The organism is Ketobacter sp. GenoA1 (assembly GCF_003671475.1).
In the GTDB taxonomy this organism is placed as follows: domain Bacteria; phylum Pseudomonadota; class Gammaproteobacteria; order Pseudomonadales; family Ketobacteraceae; genus Ketobacter.
The window spans coordinates 1-20,488 of sequence record NZ_RCHM01000045.1 but is presented as its reverse complement, the minus strand read 5'-3'; the positions used below and the strand labels follow the sequence as shown (position 1 = coordinate 20,488).

Annotated in this window: 17 protein-coding genes; 12 read left to right on the top strand and 5 right to left on the bottom strand. The window is 47.5% G+C overall.

Annotated features, from left to right (window positions below):
- Position 1 precedes the first annotated feature (1 nt).
- Positions 2–2,935 (bottom strand): 7TM diverse intracellular signaling domain-containing protein, encoded by a 2,934-nt coding sequence (locus D9N13_RS20700; protein WP_290593872.1) that lies wholly within the window; start codon positions 2,933–2,935, stop codon positions 2–4.
- 193 nt (positions 2,936–3,128) lie between these two features.
- The gene (acs, locus tag D9N13_RS20695; protein WP_290593871.1) at positions 3,129–5,066 is read right to left on the bottom strand and encodes an acetate--CoA ligase; all 1,938 of its coding nucleotides are present in this window, start codon (positions 5,064–5,066) and stop codon (positions 3,129–3,131) included.
- A 711-nt stretch (positions 5,067–5,777) separates the two neighbouring features.
- Here acs and D9N13_RS20690 point away from each other — a divergent pair.
- The 8 genes from D9N13_RS20690 (at position 5,778) to D9N13_RS20655 (ending at position 14,642) form a co-directional block, all read left to right on the top strand.
- Positions 5,778–7,934, top strand: coding sequence for an adenosylcobalamin-dependent ribonucleoside-diphosphate reductase (locus tag D9N13_RS20690; protein ID WP_290593870.1), 2,157 nt, complete (start codon positions 5,778–5,780; stop codon positions 7,932–7,934).
- A gap of 12 nt (positions 7,935–7,946) precedes the next feature.
- Positions 7,947–8,633: an NrdJb gene (locus tag D9N13_RS20685; RefSeq protein ID WP_290593869.1), complete on the top strand. Its 687-nt coding sequence runs from the start codon at positions 7,947–7,949 to the stop codon at positions 8,631–8,633.
- A gap of 279 nt (positions 8,634–8,912) precedes the next feature.
- Positions 8,913–9,521, top strand: coding sequence for a TauD/TfdA family dioxygenase (locus D9N13_RS20680; protein WP_290593868.1), 609 nt, complete (start codon positions 8,913–8,915; stop codon positions 9,519–9,521).
- Positions 9,518–10,468 (top strand): hypothetical protein, encoded by a 951-nt coding sequence (locus tag D9N13_RS20675; RefSeq protein ID WP_290593867.1) that lies wholly within the window; start codon positions 9,518–9,520, stop codon positions 10,466–10,468. The genes D9N13_RS20680 and D9N13_RS20675 overlap by 4 nt, the downstream gene beginning before the upstream one ends.
- 101 nt (positions 10,469–10,569) lie before the next feature.
- Positions 10,570–12,237, top strand: coding sequence for an AIPR family protein (locus D9N13_RS20670; protein WP_290593866.1), 1,668 nt, complete (start codon positions 10,570–10,572; stop codon positions 12,235–12,237).
- Positions 12,238–12,365: 128 nt separating this feature from the next.
- On the top strand, positions 12,366–13,364 hold the full coding sequence (locus tag D9N13_RS20665; RefSeq protein WP_290593865.1) for a coiled-coil domain-containing protein: 999 nt from the start codon (positions 12,366–12,368) through the stop codon (positions 13,362–13,364).
- A 116-nt stretch (positions 13,365–13,480) separates the two neighbouring features.
- Positions 13,481–14,218: a hypothetical protein gene (locus D9N13_RS20660; protein WP_290593864.1), complete on the top strand. Its 738-nt coding sequence runs from the start codon at positions 13,481–13,483 to the stop codon at positions 14,216–14,218.
- Positions 14,219–14,333: 115 nt separating this feature from the next.
- The gene (locus D9N13_RS20655) at positions 14,334–14,642 is read left to right on the top strand and encodes a transposase (protein ID WP_290593863.1); all 309 of its coding nucleotides are present in this window, start codon (positions 14,334–14,336) and stop codon (positions 14,640–14,642) included.
- Here D9N13_RS20655 and D9N13_RS24365 read toward each other — a convergent pair.
- From D9N13_RS24365 to D9N13_RS20645, 3 genes are all read right to left on the bottom strand, one after another.
- Positions 14,601–14,960 carry an IS66 family transposase gene (locus D9N13_RS24365; RefSeq protein WP_411268202.1) on the bottom strand — a complete coding sequence of 120 codons (360 nt, stop codon included), beginning with the start codon at positions 14,958–14,960 and terminating at the stop codon, positions 14,601–14,603. The two genes, D9N13_RS20655 and D9N13_RS24365, sit on opposite strands and share 42 nt — an antisense overlap.
- Positions 14,912–15,292, bottom strand: a complete 381-nt coding sequence (locus D9N13_RS20650) for a transposase (RefSeq protein ID WP_290593862.1) — start codon at positions 15,290–15,292, stop codon at positions 14,912–14,914. Before D9N13_RS20650 ends, D9N13_RS24365 begins: the two co-directional genes overlap by 49 nt.
- Before the next feature lie 169 nt (positions 15,293–15,461).
- Positions 15,462–15,902, bottom strand: coding sequence for a hotdog fold domain-containing protein (locus tag D9N13_RS20645; protein ID WP_290593861.1), 441 nt, complete (start codon positions 15,900–15,902; stop codon positions 15,462–15,464).
- Positions 15,903–16,025: 123 nt separating this feature from the next.
- On the opposite strand from D9N13_RS20645, the gene D9N13_RS20640 reads away from it, so the two are divergent.
- The 4 genes from D9N13_RS20640 to D9N13_RS20625 all read left to right on the top strand — a co-directional run bounded on the left by D9N13_RS20640 (position 16,026) and on the right by D9N13_RS20625 (position 20,334).
- Complete coding sequence (locus D9N13_RS20640) at positions 16,026–16,640, top strand: TetR/AcrR family transcriptional regulator (RefSeq protein ID WP_290593860.1); 615 nt, start codon at positions 16,026–16,028, stop codon at positions 16,638–16,640.
- Between the two features lie 131 nt (positions 16,641–16,771).
- Complete coding sequence (locus tag D9N13_RS20635) at positions 16,772–18,478, top strand: AIPR family protein (protein WP_290593859.1); 1,707 nt, start codon at positions 16,772–16,774, stop codon at positions 18,476–18,478.
- A gap of 105 nt (positions 18,479–18,583) precedes the next feature.
- The gene (locus D9N13_RS20630) at positions 18,584–19,483 is read left to right on the top strand and encodes a hypothetical protein (RefSeq protein WP_290593858.1); all 900 of its coding nucleotides are present in this window, start codon (positions 18,584–18,586) and stop codon (positions 19,481–19,483) included.
- An 8-nt stretch (positions 19,484–19,491) separates the two neighbouring features.
- Entirely contained in the window at positions 19,492–20,334 is an 843-nt protein-coding gene (locus D9N13_RS20625; protein ID WP_290593857.1) for a PfkB family carbohydrate kinase, read from the top strand.
- The last annotated feature ends 154 nt before the right edge of the window (positions 20,335–20,488 follow it).

The following is a 20,488-nucleotide window of genomic DNA, read 5'->3' as shown; positions in this document are numbered from 1 at the left end:
GTCAGGCGCGGCGGCTGTTGCCTTCCGGAAACACCAGGTACTGCAGCAGTTTTTCCTTGATGGTGGCGAGGTCGACGGGTTTGGACAGGTGGCCGTCCATGCCGGCCGCCAGGGCGCGCTGCTGGTGTTCCCGCATGGCATGGGCCGTGAGCGCCAGGATCGGGGTTCTGGGCAAATGGTGTTGATCTTCAAACTCACGGATTTGGCGGCAACTGCGGTAGCCATCCATCACCGGCATTTCGCAGTCCATAAAAATGAGATCGAAACGGTGGGGCTCTCGGGTGAAGGCCTGCAGGGCCTGCTCACCGTTGGCAACCAATTCGCAGTTCACCCCCAGTTTTTTCAGCATGCCGGTGATCACCATCTGATTGACATTGTTATCCTCGGCTACCAATACGGTTTGACCTTGAATAGGCGAGGCTGCCTTCTCATGGCGGGGCTGCTGCCCCTGTCCGCCACCCTCCATTAACCCCAGAATGGCTTGGCGCAATGTTCGGGCGGAGATGGGCTTCTGCATGGCCAGATCGATGCCTGCCGCTTCCAGCTCTGCGCGCCCGGGAACCCTGCGCATCGCCGTCAGCAGGATACAGTGGCAGTGGGGGATTGCGGCGGTGTGCTTTATCCGGCGGGCGCACTCCAGGCCATTGGTGCCCGGCAGGTTCCTGTCCAGGGTCACCACCTGAAACGGCGCACCGGCCGCGCTGGCCGCGTTCAGTTTTTCCAGGGCCTCAGCGGCGGTGAATGCCACTTCGGGCCGCATACCCCATGCTTCAGCCTGCTCCTTCAGCACCTGGCAGAAGTCGGTGGAATCATCCACGATCAGCAGCTTTACCGCCTCCAGGGCAGACAGGGGGACAAAGTGCTCGCGGATGAATTGAGGCTCACACTGGCGGCACTGTAACGTGAACCAAAAACGGCTGCCTTCACCCACCTGGCTTTCAATACCGATTTCACCCCCCATCAGGTGCACCAGTTGTCTGGAAATACTCAGGCCCAACCCGGTGCCACCGTACTCCCGTGAGATGGTGGAATCCGCCTGCACAAACTCACTGAACAGGTTTTCCTGTTGTTCCGGGCGGATGCCGATACCGGTATCCCGCACTTCGAAATGCAGCGTATATTCCCCGGCCACCTTGGGCTCGGTTTCCCGCACGCGCAGAATAATGGAGCCGGATTGGGTGAACTTGAAGGCGTTGCCCAACAGGTTAAGCAGAATCTGCCGCAGGCGGCAAGGATCCGATTTAACCAGGGTGGGAGTGCCCGGTTCCAGGGAGCAAAGCAAGGCCAGTTGTTTGCGCTCGGCCGTGGGGGAAAACACCGAGGCGCACTCCAGACAGAGCTGATCCAGATCGAAATCCAGGTATTCGATTTCCATCTTCCCGGCGCTGATTTTGGAATAATCCAGAATGTCATTAATGATGTTGAGCAGGGCGCTGCCGGAGTTGGAGATGACATCCAGGTAGTGGCGCTGGTTGTCGTCAAGTTTGGTTTCCTGCAGCAGGTCTGCCATGCCCAGCACGCCGTTCATGGGGGTGCGTATTTCGTGGCTCATGGTGGCCAGGAACTCGCTTTTCGCTTTGCTCTCCGCCTGGGCTTCGATCACTTCCTGGCGCGCTTTCAACTCGTCCAGCTTGGTCTGGTATTTCAGCTCTATGTAGCGTTTGCTGTCCTCCGCGGCCTGTTGCTGGCTTTCCAGTGCCAGCTTTTCTGCCACCCGCTTGGCCCGGCGTTCCTCGTTGATGCGGTCTGCCATGGCGAACGACAGCAAAATGACTTCCAGGGCGGAACCGTATTGCAGCGAATGTTCAATGAAATGGCTGCTGGGAATAAAACCACCCTTGCTGAGCGCGGTGATGAACAGGGCGGCGAACAGGCAAGACCAGGCCAACAGATAAAAGCGGGCGATTCGATAACCTTGCAGAAATAAATAGAAGCCCGTATAGGTTCCCAGCAGAATGCTGCAGATGCCCACCACCAGGACAATGCGGATGGTGGATTGATAGGGCAGAAAGAACAGGCTCAGCAGCACCAGGGTATAGGCGGCGATGATGCCCAGCTTGAGTTTGTAAAGGGTGGGGGCAGTGCGTTGCAGGTTAAGCAGGGCGATGGCGAACAATTTGGAACTGATGCCGAAGGCCGCGACGGTCAAGGGCACGGCAATGGCGTTGATCTCCGGCATGGCACCCCAGACAAACTGAAAACCCAGGCCCTGCATGGAGGCATTGATTCCCGCGCAGGACAGGGCCGCCACTGTGTAGTACAGGTAGGTGATGTGGCGAATGCTGAGGTAGATGAACAGGTTGTACAGAATCATCACCAGCATAATGCCGAAGTACAGGCCGTGGGCGATCAGGGAGGGCTGTTGTCGCTCAAAGAAATGATCCATGTCCCAGAGGGTGATCGGGGCCTGTACCGTGCCTGCGGTGGTGATTTGCAAATACAGGGTGGCACGCTCGCCGGGAAGCAGCTGGAAGGGCACGATAAAATGACGGAATTCCACCGGGCGTTGGGTAAATGGATAGGTATCCCCCATGGTGTACCGGGCCACCACGTGGCCATCCCGGATTACAAAGGCGGCCACGTGGTCGAGGATTGGATAGGCAATCTCCAGCCCCAGGCGTCTGGGTTGGTCGCCGTGGTTGGCGACCGGCAGTTTCAGCCACAGGCTACCGGGGCGAAACCCGAAGGAGGTGGTTTCCGTTTGCGGGGTAAGCCACTGCTCCCGTGGCAGGTTCATGGCGTCATCGAGGTGCAGGTTGCCTTCAAGATCCAGATAGAGCAGCGCCTGCAGGCCGGCGGGCTGACTGGTGAAATCGTTGCTGACGCTAATCTGGCCATAGGCTCGGGCACCGGGCAGCGCCAGGGCCAGTAACACCGAGAGCAACGCCCAGGTGCGGCCCTGCGGCAGTGCAATTGACCAGAATGCTGAAAGCATAATAATTGTCCGAACTTTTACCGGGTAACTCTTAGAATATAGACCAGTGTGCGTTCAAATAATCGGGCAAATTCACGGGCCAGGGTGAAGGCGGGGTAAGTGAGGGCTACATTAGGGGCACATTCGGGCTGCTTGAAGCGGGCGGACCGGCCCCCTGGATGCAGGTGCTTACCCAGGGAGCCGGTGCAGATCTTTACTGATTGGCGCGATTGTCGATCAGGTCGTTCACCACGGAAGGGTCGGCCAGGGTTGAGGTGTCCCCCAGGTTCTCCAGCTCGTTGGCGGCGATCTTGCGCAGTATGCGGCGCATGATCTTACCGGAACGGGTTTTGGGCAGGCCCGGGGCCCATTGGATCAGATCCGGCTTGGCGATGGCGCCGATCTCTTTGGATACCACCGCCAGCAGCTCTTTGCGCAGCGCTTCGCTGGGTTGAACGCCGCTCATCAATGTGACGTAGGCATACACACCCTGGCCCTTGATGTCATGGGGGTAACCCACCACCGCCGCTTCCGCCACTGCATTGTGCAGCACCAGGGCGCTTTCGATTTCAGCGGTGCCCATGCGGTGGCCGGACACATTCAGTACATCGTCCACCCGGCCGGTAATCCAGTAATAACCGTCTTCATCCCGGCGCGCGCCGTCACCGGTGAAGTAAGCACCGGGGTAGGTGGAAAAGTAGGTGTCGATGCAGCGCTGGTGATCCCCAAACACACTGCGAATCTGGCTGGGCCAGCTGCGCTTGATGATCAGGTTGCCTTCCGCTGCCCCTTGCAGTTCATTGCCTTCACCATCCACCAGTGCGGGCTCCACACCAAAGAACGGCAGGGTGGCGGAGCCGGGTTTGAGGGTAAAGGCGCCGGGCAGGGGGGCAATCATTACCGAACCGGTTTCCGTCTGCCACCAGGTGTCGACGATGGGGCAGCGGGCATCCCCCACCACGTTGTAATACCATTCCCAGGCTTCCGGGTTGATGGGTTCACCCACGGTGCCCAACAGGCGAATGGACTGGCGGCTGCACCGCTTCACCGGCTCCTCGCCCTGGCTCATCAGGGCCCGGATGGCGGTGGGGGCGGTGTAGAAAATGTTCACTTTATGCTTATCCACCACCTGCCAGCAGCGGGCGGCATCCGGGTAGGTGGGCACCCCTTCGAACATCAAGGTGGTGCCGCCGTTGGCCAGCGGGCCGTACACAATATAGGAGTGGCCGGTGATCCAGCCCACGTCGGCAGTGCACCAGAAAATATCCCCTTCGCGATAATCCAGGATGTACTTGTGGGTCATGGCGGAGCCCAGCATATAGCCGGCGGTGGTGTGCATGACACCTTTGGGCTTACCGGTGGAGCCGGAGGTGTACAGAATGAACATGGGATCTTCGGAATCCATTTCTTCTGCCGGGCAATCGGCGCTCACGTTGGCGGTAAGCTCGTGATACCAGACATCCCGTTGTGCGTGCCACTGGATGTCGCCCCCGGTGCGTTTTACCACCAGACAGGTGTGCACATCCGGGCAGTGTTCCAGGGCCTTATCGGTGTTCTCCTTGAGGGGAATGGTGCGGCCGCCACGGAGCCCTTCATCGGCGGTGATCACCACCTGGCAATCGGAATCCAGAATACGATCCTTCAGCGAATCCGGTGAAAAGCCACCGAACACCACCGAGTGAATGGCCCCTACGCGGGCGCAGGCCAGCATGGCGTAGGCGGCTTCGGGAATCATCGGCATATAGATACACACCCGGTCGCCTTTTTTCACGCCCCGTTGTTTCAGCACATTGCCCAGCCGGCTCACCTGCTCGTGCAGTTCCTTATAGGTGATGCGGGCATCCTCTTTGGGGTCGTCGCCTTCCCAGATAATGGCCACCTGATCACCACGCTTTTCCAGGTGGCGGTCGATACAGTTATAAGCAGCATTGAGCTTGCCATCCTTGAACCAGGTGGCTTCCCCCTTGGGAAAATCGTATTCGTTAACTTTGGTCCAGGGTTTGGACCAGGTGAGGAACTCTTCCGCGCGCTTTGACCAGAACTGGTCCGGCTGCTCCAGGGATTCCTTATACCAGGCCTGATACTGTTCCAGCGTCATGTTGGCGTCTTTGGCGTAGGCCGGATCCACTGGATGGTTTTTGATGTCGTACATGGTAAGAAGGCTCCTGTCCTTTATCGTTCTTTTCTGGCAAACACAAGATGTAGTGGGCAACGTTACTCCCGTGTCATTTAAATGGCAATTATCCTTTAGTCCAACGAGCAAGCTCTGGCGCCGTCAAAATTTTTTTAAAAGCGAAAAATTATTTTTGTTAGGGGGTGCTAACTTTTAAGCCTGCGGCATAAGCGGAGGCAATAGCACGTATACCTTACAGACCGGTTACATTCTGTAAAAAAGTAGAAAATTTGGGGTTGTTAAACTTTCAAAGCTAGCTAGAATATTTTCTCGAAACCACAAGATATTGTGGTTGGTGGCATGAGAGAGACGGATATAGCGTGTTAGCCTCTTTTCCGGTGGTGGCAGGATGTCAACCGGAAAAAGCCGTTGGGAACAGGCCGGACCGTACTGTGCAGGGGTAGTAAGCACAGCTCATCATAATAAAAGCGATCGATTGTCACACCGGGTGGTGATACATGAGACATCCTACTTGTCTGTTTATTGCTCAGGTCTCTTTGGGAAAGTTCGGCATAAGCCGATTAGGAAACCGGGCCGCTAATTCCAGTAGCGCCTGTCAACGCATAACCGATTCGCCAGGGCCGTTCAGGTTCTGACAACACAACATCTAGTAGTTCATAATTCAGGCCCGCAGCCCCTTTTTCGGTTGCGTGGAGATCATTTTGTTCGGGAAATCATAAGAAGGTGGCAATGAGCGCTGTATCTTATCAACCAGTAGAGAAGCAAGCTGAAAAGGAAATCCCACTGCAGGAGGCATCGTTGGACATCTGGCGGTCTAAATACTGTCTGCAGGATAGCGAAGGCACCGCCGTGGATGCCTCCATCGACCATTCATTCCAGCGTGTGGCCCGCGCTTTGGCGGATGTGGAAACCGATGACGCCAAGAAAGCCGAATGGTACGAGCAGTTCCTGTGGGCGTTGCGTCATGGTGCCATACCCGCCGGCCGTATCCTGTCCAATGCGGGTGCCCAGGCCTACAAGGCCGACACCTCCACCATCAACTGCACCGTGTCCGGCACCGTCAACGACACCATGTCCGGCATTCTGGAAAAGAACTACGAAGCGGGCCTGACCCTGAAAGCCGGTTGCGGCATCGGCTACGAGTTCTCTACCCTGCGCCCCCGGGGCGCTTACGTGTCCGGCGCCGGGGCCAAAACCTCCGGCCCCTTATCCTTTATGGATATCTTTGATCGCACCTGCTTTACCGTATCCTCTGCCGGCGGCCGTCGCGGTGCCCAGATGGCCACCTTTGATGTCTCCCACCCGGACGTACTGGAATTCATCAAAGCCAAGCGTGAAGACGGCCGCCTGCGCCAGTTCAACCTGTCCCTGCTGATCAGTGAAGAGTTCATTGACTGCGTGGTGAAAGACGAAGACTGGGCGCTGGTGTTCCCCATCAAGCAGAACAGCCCCGATGCCAACAAGATGGACCTGAAAGACACCAGCAAGGTGATCTGGCGGGAATGGCCCGCCAACGACGGCTACATCGTTAACGATAAGGGGCTGGTGGCCTGTAAAATCTACGGCTATGAAAAAGCCCGCAAGATCTGGCATGCCATCATGTCCTCCACCTATGATTTTGCAGAACCCGGTTTCATCCTCATCGACAAAGTGAACCAGATGAACAACAACTGGTTCTGCGAGAACATCCGCGCCACCAACCCCTGCGGTGAGCAGCCCCTGCCGGAATACGGCAGCTGCCTGCTGGGCTCGGTGAACCTGACCCGCTTTGTGCGCAATCCTTTCACCGAAAAAGCCAGTTTCGATTGGGATGAATACCGCAAAGTGGTGTCCACCTTTACGCGCATGCTGGATAACGTGGTGGAAATCAATGGCTTGCCGTTAGAGCAACAGCGCCACGAAATCACCACCAAGCGTCGTCACGGCATGGGCTTTCTGGGCCTGGGCTCCACCCTTACCATGCTGCGCATGAAGTATGGCTCTGCGGATTCCGTGGAGTTTACCGAACAGGTGGCCAGGGAAATGGCCGTCACCGGCTGGCAGACCGGCCTGGCCCTGGCAGCGGAGAAAGGCCCTGCCCCCATTATGGAGCAGGAATTCAAAGTGGATGGTGCCATGTTGCGCAAGCGTCCGGAAATGAAAAAGGATGGCTATAAAATAGGCGACAAGGTAAAAGGCAAAGTGTTACACGCCAAATACAGCCGCTATATGCAGCGCTTGGCGGAGGTAGAACCCGAGCTGGTGGAGAACATTGCCAAGAACGGTGCGCGCTTTACCCACCATTCCTCCATTGCGCCCACCGGCACGATCTCGTTGTCCATTGCCAATAATGCCAGTAATGGCATAGAGCCGAGCTTTGCACACCACTATTCCCGTAATATCATCCGGGAAGGGCGCAAATCCAAAGAGAAGGTGGATGTGTTCTCCTACGAGCTGCTGGCCTATCGTGAGCTGATCAACAGCGATGCCATGCCTTACAGTGAAGAGGCCGATCAGCAGTTGCCAGAGTACTTCACGGCAACCGATAATGTGAGCCCAGAGCAGCACGTGGACATTCAGGCGGCAGCACAAAAGTGGGTGGATTCCTCCATTTCCAAAACCATCAATGTGCCCACCGACTTTGAATACGATAAGTTCAAGGACATCTACCTGTATGCATTCCGCAAGGGATTGAAGGGCTGCACCACCTTCCGCTTTAACCCGGAAGCGTTCCAGGGTGTGTTGGTGAAAGAGAAAGACATCGAAGCCACTACCTACAAATTCACCCTGGAAGATGGCAGCGTAATTGAGGCCAAGGGCAACGAAATGATTACGTACGATGGCGAAGAGCATACGGCCGCCAACCTGTACGATGCCCTGAAAGAAGGCTACTACGGAAAACTTTAAAGGTATTGACCCATGGCTAAAGAAATCAAATCCAAAATCATTGGATACGAAGTGGTGAAACCGGAGCAGCCTGCCGCTGAACCGGTACAGCCCGAAAGTAATGTCGTGCAGATGCACGAAAGCGTAGAGCGCCCGGAAATGCTGCTGGGCTCTACCTATAAAATCAAAACCCCGTTGTCGGATCATGCGTTGTATATCACCATCAACGACATCATCCTGAACGAAGGCACCGAGCACGAACAACGCCGCCCCTTCGAGATTTTCATCAACTCGAAGAACATGGAAAATTTCCAGTGGGTACTGGCGCTGACCCGTGTTATTTCCGCCGTATTCCGCAAGGGGGGTGACAGTACCTTCCTGGTGGAAGAGCTGAAAGCGGTATTCGATCCCAAGGGCGGCTACTTCAAGCGCGGCGGCAAGTTCATGCCCTCGCTGGTGGCCGAGATCGGTGAAGCCATTGAAAACCACATGCGCATGATCGGCATGATCAAAAGCGAACTGGACGAACACCAGCAAGCGTTTATAGAAAAGAAAAAACAGGAGTTGACTGCCCAGGCAAAAAAGCCTGAAGCGCCGCACGAGGAGGACAGCGCCTTTCCTGCAGGGGCCAGCCTGTGCGGTAAGTGCAGTACCAAAGCGGTTATCTATATGGATGGCTGCATGACCTGTTTGAACTGCGGGGATTCAAAATGCGGCTGATGACAGGTTGCTGAGTTTTGCCAAAAGGCCACAGCATTCGCTGTGGCCTTTTGCGTTCAGGGCTCGATAAAGGCATGGGGATAGATGTACTTGCGACGGTTGAAAAAAGGAAATCTGGGTGATATCGGATCAAGCGCAGACTATTTGAAATCATGCGTCATTGGTACGGTGATGTATGGGGAATGGCGGGGTATACGTACTTTTGTACGTAGGTGGGAATGTTAGCACTACAAAGAGGGCAATCGAGCATTGCGGAAAGAGTTGATAGAAACAGGGTATGTGTCATTTTCAAGCGACCCAAATGAATCGATGCTTGAAGTGGCGCAGCGTATTGGGAATATATTTAAAGTCCCCACAATGCCGTTGATCCAAACCCTGACGCCAAGACTAAAAGAGAACGAATTAGATAACACTTATAGCGGCAATTTTGGGGTAAATGAGTTTCCTTTTCATACGGATTTGGCGCATTGGTACGTTCCGCCAAGATACTTATTTCTAAGAAGTGTTGTGCCAGTGGCAGATGTTGAAACAAAACTCATCGACAGCAAAGAAATTTGTGATGGAATTGATGCTTGTATTCTGAATCGAGCTCATTTTAGGCCTAGGAAAAAATTAGATCGAACCGCAAATTTGATAAAAGTTAAGCAAGATGGGATGTTTCGGTGGGATTCTGTATTTATAGAGCCTGCTAACAGTATTGCAAAAGATTTGAGGCAGGAAATTCAAGTCAGTTTAAATAATGCAAAATATATGAGTCTGTATCTTGCTGAGAAAGGTGACTGCTTGCTCATAGACAACTGGCGGATGCTTCATGGTAGAAGCGTGGTCAGTACTAAGTCTATGGATAGAATAATAGAAAGGGTTTATTTCGAAGAGGTGATAATTTGAACGCTACAAGAACTGCGCACGAATGGTCTAAAGACGCATTGTTTACAAAAGCTCAGCGATATGTTGAGACAATGATGGAAAAAGAGCATTCAGATTGGGAGTTTGGCTTTTGGTCTGCCTTAACGCTAGAGATTCTAGTGCGCGCTGCTATTTCAAACATATCACCAGCATTAGTTGCTGATGGAAAGGATTGGAATAATATTTTGTATGCGGTTGGTACAGATCCAAACCAACAGAAGTTTACCCCTAAATCCGCAGATATTTCTGATTTGTTGAAACGCGCGGAAAATCTATTTCCTGATTTCACGAGGGAGATGCTGAATTTTAGCATAGCTCATATAAACAAAAGAAACAGTGAACTGCATTCTGGTGCGTTACCCTTTGACGGCGTGGGATCTTCCTCTTGGCTTCCCATGTTTTACTCTGTATGTAAGGTTTTGGTGACTTCAATAGGAGAAACATTGGAGTCCTTGCTTGGCAAGGATGTGGCTGAGGAAGCTGAGCATCATATTTCAGCCTTGCAGGATGAAAGTGCGAAATCAGTTAAGGGAACAATTAATGCCCATAAAACTATTTGGCATGAAAAATCAGACGAAGATAGGATCAAGCTTTCCAAGCAGGCTGAATTGCTGTCAACAAGGCATCATGGACATAGAGTGCAATGCCCAGCTTGTAATAGCGTAGCTTTGATACAAGGGCGTTCAATTGGTGCGCCTAAAACTACGGTAGATGAGGATGGTATTATTGAGAAACAAACAATGCTTCCTGCGAGCTTTGTGTGCGGTGCCTGTGGCTTGAAAATATTAGGTTACTCAAAGCTTGTGGCATGTGGTTTAGGAAATACTTATGTGTCCACTAACCATTATGACGCAGTCGAATACTTTGAAATTGATTTAGAAGAAGAAATGCGCAGCATGATGTATGAAGATAACAATGAGCCATACTAAAGTGCTAACAAACGCAAGCACGCGGACAAACTTACGCTGCGCTCCAGTTTGCCGGTGTTGCGGGCGTTATGCACAATTAGATTTAAACAGAGGATAATACTGTGAATGCAGATGAGCTTAAATATGGAAACTTAAAAGCCATGTTGACTCGATATGAAGAAAAAGGCCGGGGTGAGTCAATTGCATTTCTAAATTGGTTTTTGGAAAACATTTTTAGGCTTGATAGCGTGGAGGCGGACGATGCTATTTGCGATCGCCCGAATGATAGAGGCATTGACGGGCTGTTCGTAGATCATACTCAAGAGATAATTTATGTTCTTCAAGGAAAAATAAAACAAAAAGACTCCACCTTGGGGGATGCATCTTTAAGAGAGCTGGCAGGGACAATAACACAATTAAATGACGAAGACTCCGTTCAGGCGCTTCTTGACGGCGGAGCAAATGAAGAGTTGAAGAGAGTTTTACGTAGAAATAACGTTAAAGGTCTTGTTAATAAAGGATATAAGGTTCAGGGGTTATTTGTTTGCAATTTACCTCTAGATGCAAATGGCGAGGAGTTTCTTCGGCAGGAGGAATCCTTAGTAGTTTATGATCGAATAAAAATTGCTAAGGAATTTGTGGATATAGAGGTTGAGGGCGGAATTGAGGGTAGTTATGAGTTCGATGCTAGCTATGTCGAACCGATAATAGTGCAAACTTCTGATCGAGCAATAACTTACATTTTGCCAGTTCAAGCTATTGAGCTAGCAGGTATGAGTGGTATAGATGATGGAACTCTGTTCTCGCAGAACGTAAGGCAGTCTCTAGGCAATACAAAAGTGAATAAAGCTTTAATGAGTAGTGTTAATGATCCCGCTGAGCATGAAAATTTTCTTCTGTACCACAACGGGGTCAATATTCTCTGTGAAGATGCGGAAATTAAAGATGAGCGACTAAAAGTTAAAAACTACGTAGTGGTAAATGGCGCACAAAGTATTTCTACATTTAAGAAAGCATCTGAATATTTGACTGAAAATCTTAGGGTAATTGCTAAAATAATACAAATTAAGGATGCAGTACTATCAAAGAAAATTACTGTAAATAGCAACAACCAAAACGCTATTAAACCTAGGGACTTAAAGTCAACAAATGAAGTCCAACTTAGGTTAAAAGAGGAATTTACAAAAGTTGAAAATGGCATATACGAACTCGAGATTAAGCGCGGTCAACAACAAAAAGATGGCACTACTCTAATCACAAACGAAGAGGCAGGTCGGCTATTGCTTTCATTTGACCTGCTGGAGCCGGAATCATGCCATCAGGTTTACAAATTATTTGATGACAAATATTCTGATATATTTGCAAGGCCTGCAGTAACCGCGCACCGAATAATATTTCTTCATCTAATAATGGAGCGCATTATAAGTGTCGCTCCTGAAATTGAGTATAAACCGCTATCCAAGTATGGCTTGACAAGATTTTTTCTTATGTCTGTTTTGTCAGAATTGATTAGAAATGACCGAATTGCATCGGAATATTTTCGAGATCCTAAGAAGCTGTTTGACGAAGGTAAGGTTGACCGGTTTATGGCCGCTGCTGAATCAATACTTAGGTCTTTAATTATTGACTTAAACTATGAAGTTCAAGACCTAGGCGATCAATTTGATTATAAAGGTGACTTTAAAAGCCCTACTAAAATTAGGGAGCTAAGGACCAAATTATTACGTAGCTATGAAAAAGATGTAGCTCGTAATAAGGCGGATTCATTTGAAGACCACCTTAAAGAATAAATGCATAACAAAACCAATCACTGAAGCCCCTTCGGGGCAGGACCTCCGCACTACGTGCTCCGGCCTGTGTTGGCGGCGTTATGCAATTATTTGGTTGAACCGGCCAATAATAAGGCAAGGAAGATAAAATGATTAAAGATGTTTTTAATGAAGCAAGCAACCACTTTGCTTCGAGGTTAAGAGATCCTTTGCTGGGAGCTTTTACATTTGGTTGGCTTATATTTAATTGGAAAGCTATTGGAGTGCTGCTTTTTAGTGAAAAGATGATTGAGGAAAGAATAGAGTTTATTGATGGCAATTATTTTTTCATACAAAATCTTATTTTGTTTCCACTATTGTTCTCTATCCTTGTGTCGCTAATTGGACCGTGGATAAGCTTGGGTGTCCAAAAATTACAAATGATACCAAATGAGAAAAGAAGAAATGAAAAGATAGATGAAGACACAAGGTTATTTGTTAAGTCCAAAAGTCGAGCCGAAGCAAAAGCGGAATTAAATAGAATACTTGCGGAAGATGAAATATCACGAAAGCTCAAAGATGAAATAAGCTCCCTAAAAGATGAAGTTACGGCTGTAAATGCTGACTACGAAAAAATGAAAAATGAGGTGGAGATAAAGCAAAAGGAATATGATGAGAGAGAAAATAAAGATACAGAAGAAGCCGAATTAGCAAGAAAGGAGCTGGAAACACTTAGAAAGCATATGGAGTCTGAGAGACTGGCTGCCAAGTCAGAGGAGAGTCGTGTCAGAAAGGAATTAGAGAAAAGGCAGGCGGAGCTCGAAAGCAGGTTGAGCAACTCATCGATTCAGATTTTTTCATTAAGCGGATCAGAGTTCGAGCGAGAATTGATCTCAAATAAATTTAGACTCTATCATAATCCTGGCGCAAGTATTAAAAGATCAAAAGTAATATCCTTTGCTAAAGATGGAAAAATAATTGGTGGAAATCACTTTGAGAATAGGTGGAGAATCGTAGATGGAAGGTTGGAGCTTTTGGAGAGTGGTGGTGATATTCATAGCCGATTTTACTTCCTCCCTAAAAGCCATATCTTTGTTCACACCGGAGATAAAGATACATCGTCTGCAGAGGGACAGTTCATTATTCCTGAGCCAGAAGTGGATGAGTAGAACTCGGTGATGGGTCTATCTATAACAAACAAAGGCAGAATAGACCGCTTTGCGGCCTGGGACCTCCTTTTAGTCACTGGTGTTTGAGGCATGATGCGTTTTGTTGAGGATTTCCCTTGAGTAAAAATCTCTCATTTGAACCCATAGATTTTTCTAAGCATCCTGAAATGATTCAGATGGACGGAAAAAATCTATTCGCTCTTAAGTTTCAGAGTAAGCATGCAAAAATTTACGTTGCCTATGCTTCGCTTAAACGTAGCCTGGATTATTGCAATTGGAGCATATGCTGTATTAATACTTATCGAAACAAAAAAGAAGATCCTTTCGCCAATCACAACATTACAGCGCACGCGACATCGTTGATTGTCAATTACGGCCGGTGTTTCGTTAGTGGCAGAGTCAAGCTGGAGAAGGTCCACGTTCCAAAAGAGTATATAAACACACATAAAAAGTTGATGAATCTTAGAAATAACTATATTGCTCACTCGGGCGGAAGTGGAGAGGGCACTATGAATTTAATTGGCCTATATCCGAACTCTGCAAAGAAGAAGGTAATATATATTTCAAAGCCCGTGTTCGCGACTGTTAATTACATAAATGATTCATTTCTGTTGGAGGTGCAAAACATAGTTGCGCACCTCATTACTCATGTTGAAGATAAGCTTAAAATTCACTACGAAAAAATATTGCATGAGGTGTTGGCGGCAGATTTAGATGATATGTATTCAAAATTCGAAAAATATGAAATGTCTCGGTTTGAATATGATCCTGATATCACCCCTGGTCAATACTTATTTAACGTTGAAATAAAGCCGAATGGCGTTGTTTACCTGAAGGGAACAAGGCAGTGTTAGTGTGAAGCGCATAACAAGTCGTTCATGCCCACTGATGCGGGCGTTATACGCCCGTGTTACCCACAATTAGTAGACATCCTTTATAGTTAGACTAACCACTATGGAGGTGTCCGAGATGGCACGCAAGAAGACCCAAGCTTATACCGAAGAATTCCGCCGAGAAGGGGTAAACAGGGCCTCGAAAGAGGGCATTACTACTGCTCAGGTTGTCAAAGAGTTAGGAGTGAGTGCCCAGCAGATCTATAACTGGTGTCGTCAGTTCACCCGTCTTTCTGATAAGCAATTCAATACGGTAGATGGTGTTGATTCTTCCAAGCAAGAGAGTGAAGAGACGCGCAGGCTACGTCGGGAAAACATGAAGCTCAAAGAGGAGCTGGAATTTTTAAAAAAGGCAGTGGCGTACTTCGCGAACGACCAAAAGTGAAGTACGCCGGTAATACCCACATATAACTTTTATTTTGCGCTGTACGGCCCGGTTCTTTGAGCACTTGTACCGTGGTTTATCCATTTGCAGTACCGGATATTCCAGTAGCTGTTCGTGCATTAAATTAATGACCGGTTGTAATAGTTCTCCGGCTTTAACCACCTGATGACACAGGGTGTTGCGGGCATAATCGATTCCACTGCGTTTTAGAATATGACATTGGCGATACAGTGGTAACGCATCAGCGTATTTGCTGGTAACGATGTAGGCTAAAAATCCTGGGCTGGCCTGGCTTTTGGGGATAGGCTGCGGTGGCATCGGAGCGGTTTCTGGTGCAGATCATGTCGTATTTCAATACGGGGTAGGTGGGAAGGCAAGCTCCGTCTACCACCCCGTCGTTGATGTGCTTTTACTTCGGTGCTGTCGGATTCTACATCAGGCGACGCTTCAACTTCGGATTCAGCCTCATCAAACATTCGATACTGAAGCGCTTCTTTTTCACTGCTCGGTGCAAATTGGCGAGTGAGCGCTAATCGCCTTTGTTCTTCAAAGGCATCAATCAATTGTTGTTGGAAAGCAATTTTCTGATTCGCTTTCTTCAACAACGCTTTTAGCGATACCACATCATTGGGGTATTGATCGTCAGACATGTCTTCCAATAGTATCGTGCATACCATTAAATTCTACGACAATAAAATGCTACAACTATGGTAAGGTCAGCTGCAAATAATAATATATATTGCGTATTGGACCATACAAGTGGTATTGCATCAGTTGCCGGGCTAACCGATTACCACTCAGCCCGGCTAATTTGATCCATTAGCTCAGCTTGACGTTCATGGTGATTTCCGCAGTGAATACCAGTTGACCGTCCTCATCGAATACCTCTACTGGCACGGTTTTTTCACCCGTAGTGTCCCAGTCGATTTCCTGTCCGTTTGAAACGGCACGCAAGGCCGTCTTTGCCTTGGCCAGATACTTGACCGACATAGCCTGTGGGATCCACTTTCCATTGCTAGGTATCGACGCATCTGTCATCAATCCCGCCACTAATTCAGCGAGGTTGCACATCGCGATAGCGTGCACCGTACCTAAGTGGTTGGTAATTTCCTTTCTAAAAGGCACCCGTGCTTCAGCGAACTTTGATTTCAGGTCGACGAGTTCTGGCTGGATGGTGCTGAAATAGGGTGCTTGTTGGCACACCATATTACCAAAGCTCTCGGGGCCGAATGCGTTGAATGCTGCTAAGGTTTGGCTCATCGGTGAACACTCCATACAATAAAAGAATAGTATTCTGTAAAAGAATAGTATTCTGTTTATGTGGTGGCTGTCAACAGGTAGAATGTCGAGTATCGCTAGCTCAAACGGATGAATCACAATTTAATGAATAAAGACAAAATCCTGGAGGATCGGTTTCCAGGCCGCAGGGCTGCCCTGAAAAGAGAGATTCTGGAGCATGCGCTCTATTGCTTTAATGAACTCGGAGTGGAGGCAACTACCATCGATGCGATTAAGGCCCGTTGCGATACAAGCGTGGGAGCGATTTACCATCACTTCGGGAACAAAGAAGGAATTTTGAGTACACTCTTTTTTGCTGCCCAAGATGATCAGCGGCAGCACTTGGAGCATGAATTAGCCAAAACGAACAGTCTTCGCGAGGCTATCTATTCGATTGTATCGAGTTATTTGGACTGGGTTGTGGCACAACCGGAATGGGCGCGATTCCTTTATCAGGCGCGCTCTCCCGTTGCGAAAGGGCCGTTTCGTCAGGAGCTGAAAGTTCGAAATGCCCAAAATTACCAGGAACTGAAAGAGAAGTTGCTCAGTTTTGAAAACAAAGATATCAAGATAGTTCAGCCGTTCGAGATAATACCTTCTTTAATCGTAGGCCCATCGGAAAATTATTGCAGAGCGTGGTTGGCCAACCGGGTTCGGACATCGCCTCGGGATTACCGAGAGGAATTTTCGGAATCTGCATGGCGCTCGCTGCAGAGGTGATCTACGTAAGCACTTTTAACCAAGTGCTGTTGTCGGATAATTTCTCCACCGCATCGCGGCTCCAAAATTGACGTAAAGCTCAGCGTTAGGCAAATAAAGAAATTCTTACTATTAATTGAAATGAGAACACTATGCATAGGATAGTTGCAGCTCTTCTACGAGACTTTGTCGAAAGTTATGAACTTCATGAAATGGGCGAGGCAGATCAATTTGAACGTCTTGTTAACCATTGTGTGATAACCCCTGAAGTTGTTGAAAGTTACGATCTTGCAGATATCACAACTACTTCAGGCGATGACGGATTAGATGGATGTGCGCTTTTAATAGATCAGGAAGTATCTCTATCGATAGAAGATGCAGAAGAGATACTTGGAGATGGGCGGAGAAATCATGATGTTAAACTTATTCTTACACAAGCAAAAACATCAGAAAACCTTGATTTGGGGGAAGTTCTTAAATTCCATGCTGCTATAGAACGTTTCTGCCACGATTTCAAAGACACGCCCAATGACTCGATCGAGGCTAATACTAAACAAGTTTACGGAGCTGCGATTGATAGGGCTGGTGCTATCCGTGATGGAAAGTTGAGCTTACTCATTCGATTTGCATACACAGGCCGATATATAGCACCAGAGGAAATTGAAAAAGCAAAAGCTGAACTTGTTAATCGCATTGAAGAGGAAGGTTATTTTTCAGAAATCGATTACGAAATACTTGATCGAGAAGGTTTAGGTCATGCTTTTCAGTCAACAACAGCTCCGATTGAGGCAAAAGTCGATGCTTTCTCTGTTGCAGCTCTTCCTACTATAGCGGGCGTAGAAGAATCGTATCTTGCTATAGTTCCTGCAAAAAAATTCGTTGAGAATCTACTTGCAGATGACACAGGCAGGTTACGGCTTCACGTTTTCGAAGAAAATGTTAGAGCATTTCTGGGGGCAGATAATCCTGTAAATAGCGCAATTGGCGAAACAATAAGAAACGAAGAGTCGCACTCAAGATTTCCCGTATTGAACAATGGGATCACCATCGTTAGTCCTGATGTCAGAGTTCAGGGGATGAGCATTACATTTGTAGACTTTCAAATAGTTAACGGCTGTCAAACATCAAATGTCTTGTGGATTAACCGAGACGACCTTAGTGATGATATGATGGTTTCTCTGAAAGTTATTGAAACGGACAACGAGGATGTTTTCACGGATCTTGTTCGCGCTACTAATAGCCAAACTAAAATTGATGATGATCAGTTTCTGTCATTGCAGCCAATGGCGCGTAGAATAGAAACCTACTTTAACTCCTTCTCAGATGACGAAAATAGATTGTTTTTTGAACGCAGGGACAGGCAGTATGTGGGGCAAGGGGTGCCGGGTGTTAAAATATTTGATCTTAAGATACTTGCTCGTTGTGTATCTGCTGTATTTCTTGATCGTCCTGACCTTTCTTATCGCTTTCCTCGAAAAATATTTTCAGACAACAGCATCGCAAGTCGGGCTTTTAGCGAAGAAAATAGAGAAATTGTTTACTACACGAGCTGCTTGGTTTACTACCGAATGGCTATCCTCTTTAGCAACAAACAAATACCCGCTGAAGCTCGGAAATTTAAATGGCACATAATGGCGCTTCTATCACATAGAATTACTGGGGCTCAAAGACCTACATTACGAAGCCGGAAAATCGAATCATGGTCACAACAAATCATTGATATGATTATTAACCAACCACGTGAATTTAAAGCTGTGGTCATTGGATGTTACGAGACATTCCGCGATTTGGGGGATGTGAGCGAAGATCGCTTAAAAAGGCAAGCCATATATGAACAGGTGCTTAAAACAGAAGGCTAACAAGCACGTAAACACGGATCGCCCAAAGCTGCGCCGCTTCGCTCTGCACCTTTGTGCGCCCGGTTACGCAAAACGTTATGTTTTTGAAGCTTCGGAGTATTAGTCATGGATAATGACGATGAAATAGAGTTTATATTACCTGGGTATCCACAGTATCCTGCCTCGTTATCTACTGCTATGACATTCTACAATGCAGCAAGAAATGAGATAAATGAACGAGTAAAATTCCGCGATCAGGTTCTTTTAACGGTGATAGGAGCCACGTTTGCATTTCTTGGATTCATGAAAGTTCTTGATATGGGGCCTACTAATATCATTAACCCGGGAGAACATATCCTTTTAGTTAATGAATTTATAAAATACTTCATCACTATCGGCGGGGTGTCTGTGCTCGTGTATTTTCTCGCTATATATAATGGTTATCAAAATTCAAAAATTGCAGAGTTGGGTTTGTTCATTACAAGCGGCCCAGCAAAACATTTAATGCTCTATGGAGCGCATGAACTAGCGGATAAAATTCGTCATGGAAAAAATGGAGAGTTTTTAGCTGAAGAAATAAAAGATGCTCACATTAAGTTAAAAAACACTATAGCTCACTGGGATGGGTGGGCAGCACAACAATTATTTAATAGCGGTCAAGAAGCTGTTCCATTTGAGAGGGATCAGCATATAAATGAGTGGGATTTTATAGATAAATACAAGGATCAGTTTTCTCAAGATAGGTTGTACAAGTCACTACTTCTGTTTATGTCATCAATTCCTTCGGTGATTACTATATCTTTCTTGCTTTATGGTGATGGCGCTATAATTTCATCATTCAAAAAATTTGTTACTTACGCAGATTCAGATAAGTTCTGTTTTTATTTGGATGGTTTGATTTATTTTATCTTTGCCTTGATGGCGCTATTGATTTCTATCGGCTTGCCTGCAGTGGTGAGAAATAAAGTAACGGTTGCAAAAAACCTAAAAGACAAGTACTCCAAGCTTAGAAAGTCCTATAATTGAAAAATAAAATGAGCTCTGAGAATATTCTAATATTAGGCGATATTTTATTAGATAGGTATCTTGTAAACTCTATCTACCTTCATCGTATAGGGTGTTCAGGTAATATTATTAATGTTTTGGAAGAGTTGAAGTCGAAATATTTGCTTGTCACGTCCTTCCCGAAGCCAGATCTTATCAATTTAATATTTGATGAGTGCGCGTATAAATCAGGATCATTAATTACATTCCCCGCAGAGGGAAAGACTAATGTCGTTGAGTATTTAGTGGATGATGGTGTTACAAAACAAATAAAAGATAAGCCAGAACCGGTACGAAATATCAATGATTTAGAAATGGCAGAAATAATAAAGAATTCATGTTCTAAAAAAATTCTGGTTTCAGACTATGGGCTGGGTGGGATTGGACCTATTTCAAAGGAGTCTTTACGTGAGAAGTTTAAAGATCCTGCTGTGATATCTTTTGTTGATGCAAGAAAATCAAATTATTTAGATTACTTTGGCGCCAGTTGGTTTTTTCCTACCGAGGATGAGTTTAGAGCGTTTCTTGGACAATGCCCGACTAAAGAGAGTTTGAAGGAGTTTAGTGAAATATTGTCTGCTTACGGCGTAATATTAAAGCGTGGAGATAGGGGGCTTATAAAGTATACGAATGGAGAAGAATCTGACTTTTCTATACCAAATAAATATTTAGCAGTGGATGTTTTTGGTGCGGGAGATATGTTGATGGCTATTATTGCATCAACAACAAAAACTAAGAATTTAGATGACAATACTATCAGAAAAGCAATGCTTTTGTTGGCGGAAAAACTGACTGTTAATGGTGCTGGATCTTTGGGTTTTCGTGACCGGTAAACATAACAATTGCAGTCAGTCGGACTTGACACCTCCCCCGATAATGCGCACACCTCCAACTACCTAAGTGGAGGTGTCAAATGGCACGAAGAAAGCAATACAATCGATACGACGATGAGTTCAAGGCAACGGCGGTTGCCCTCACCAAAATACC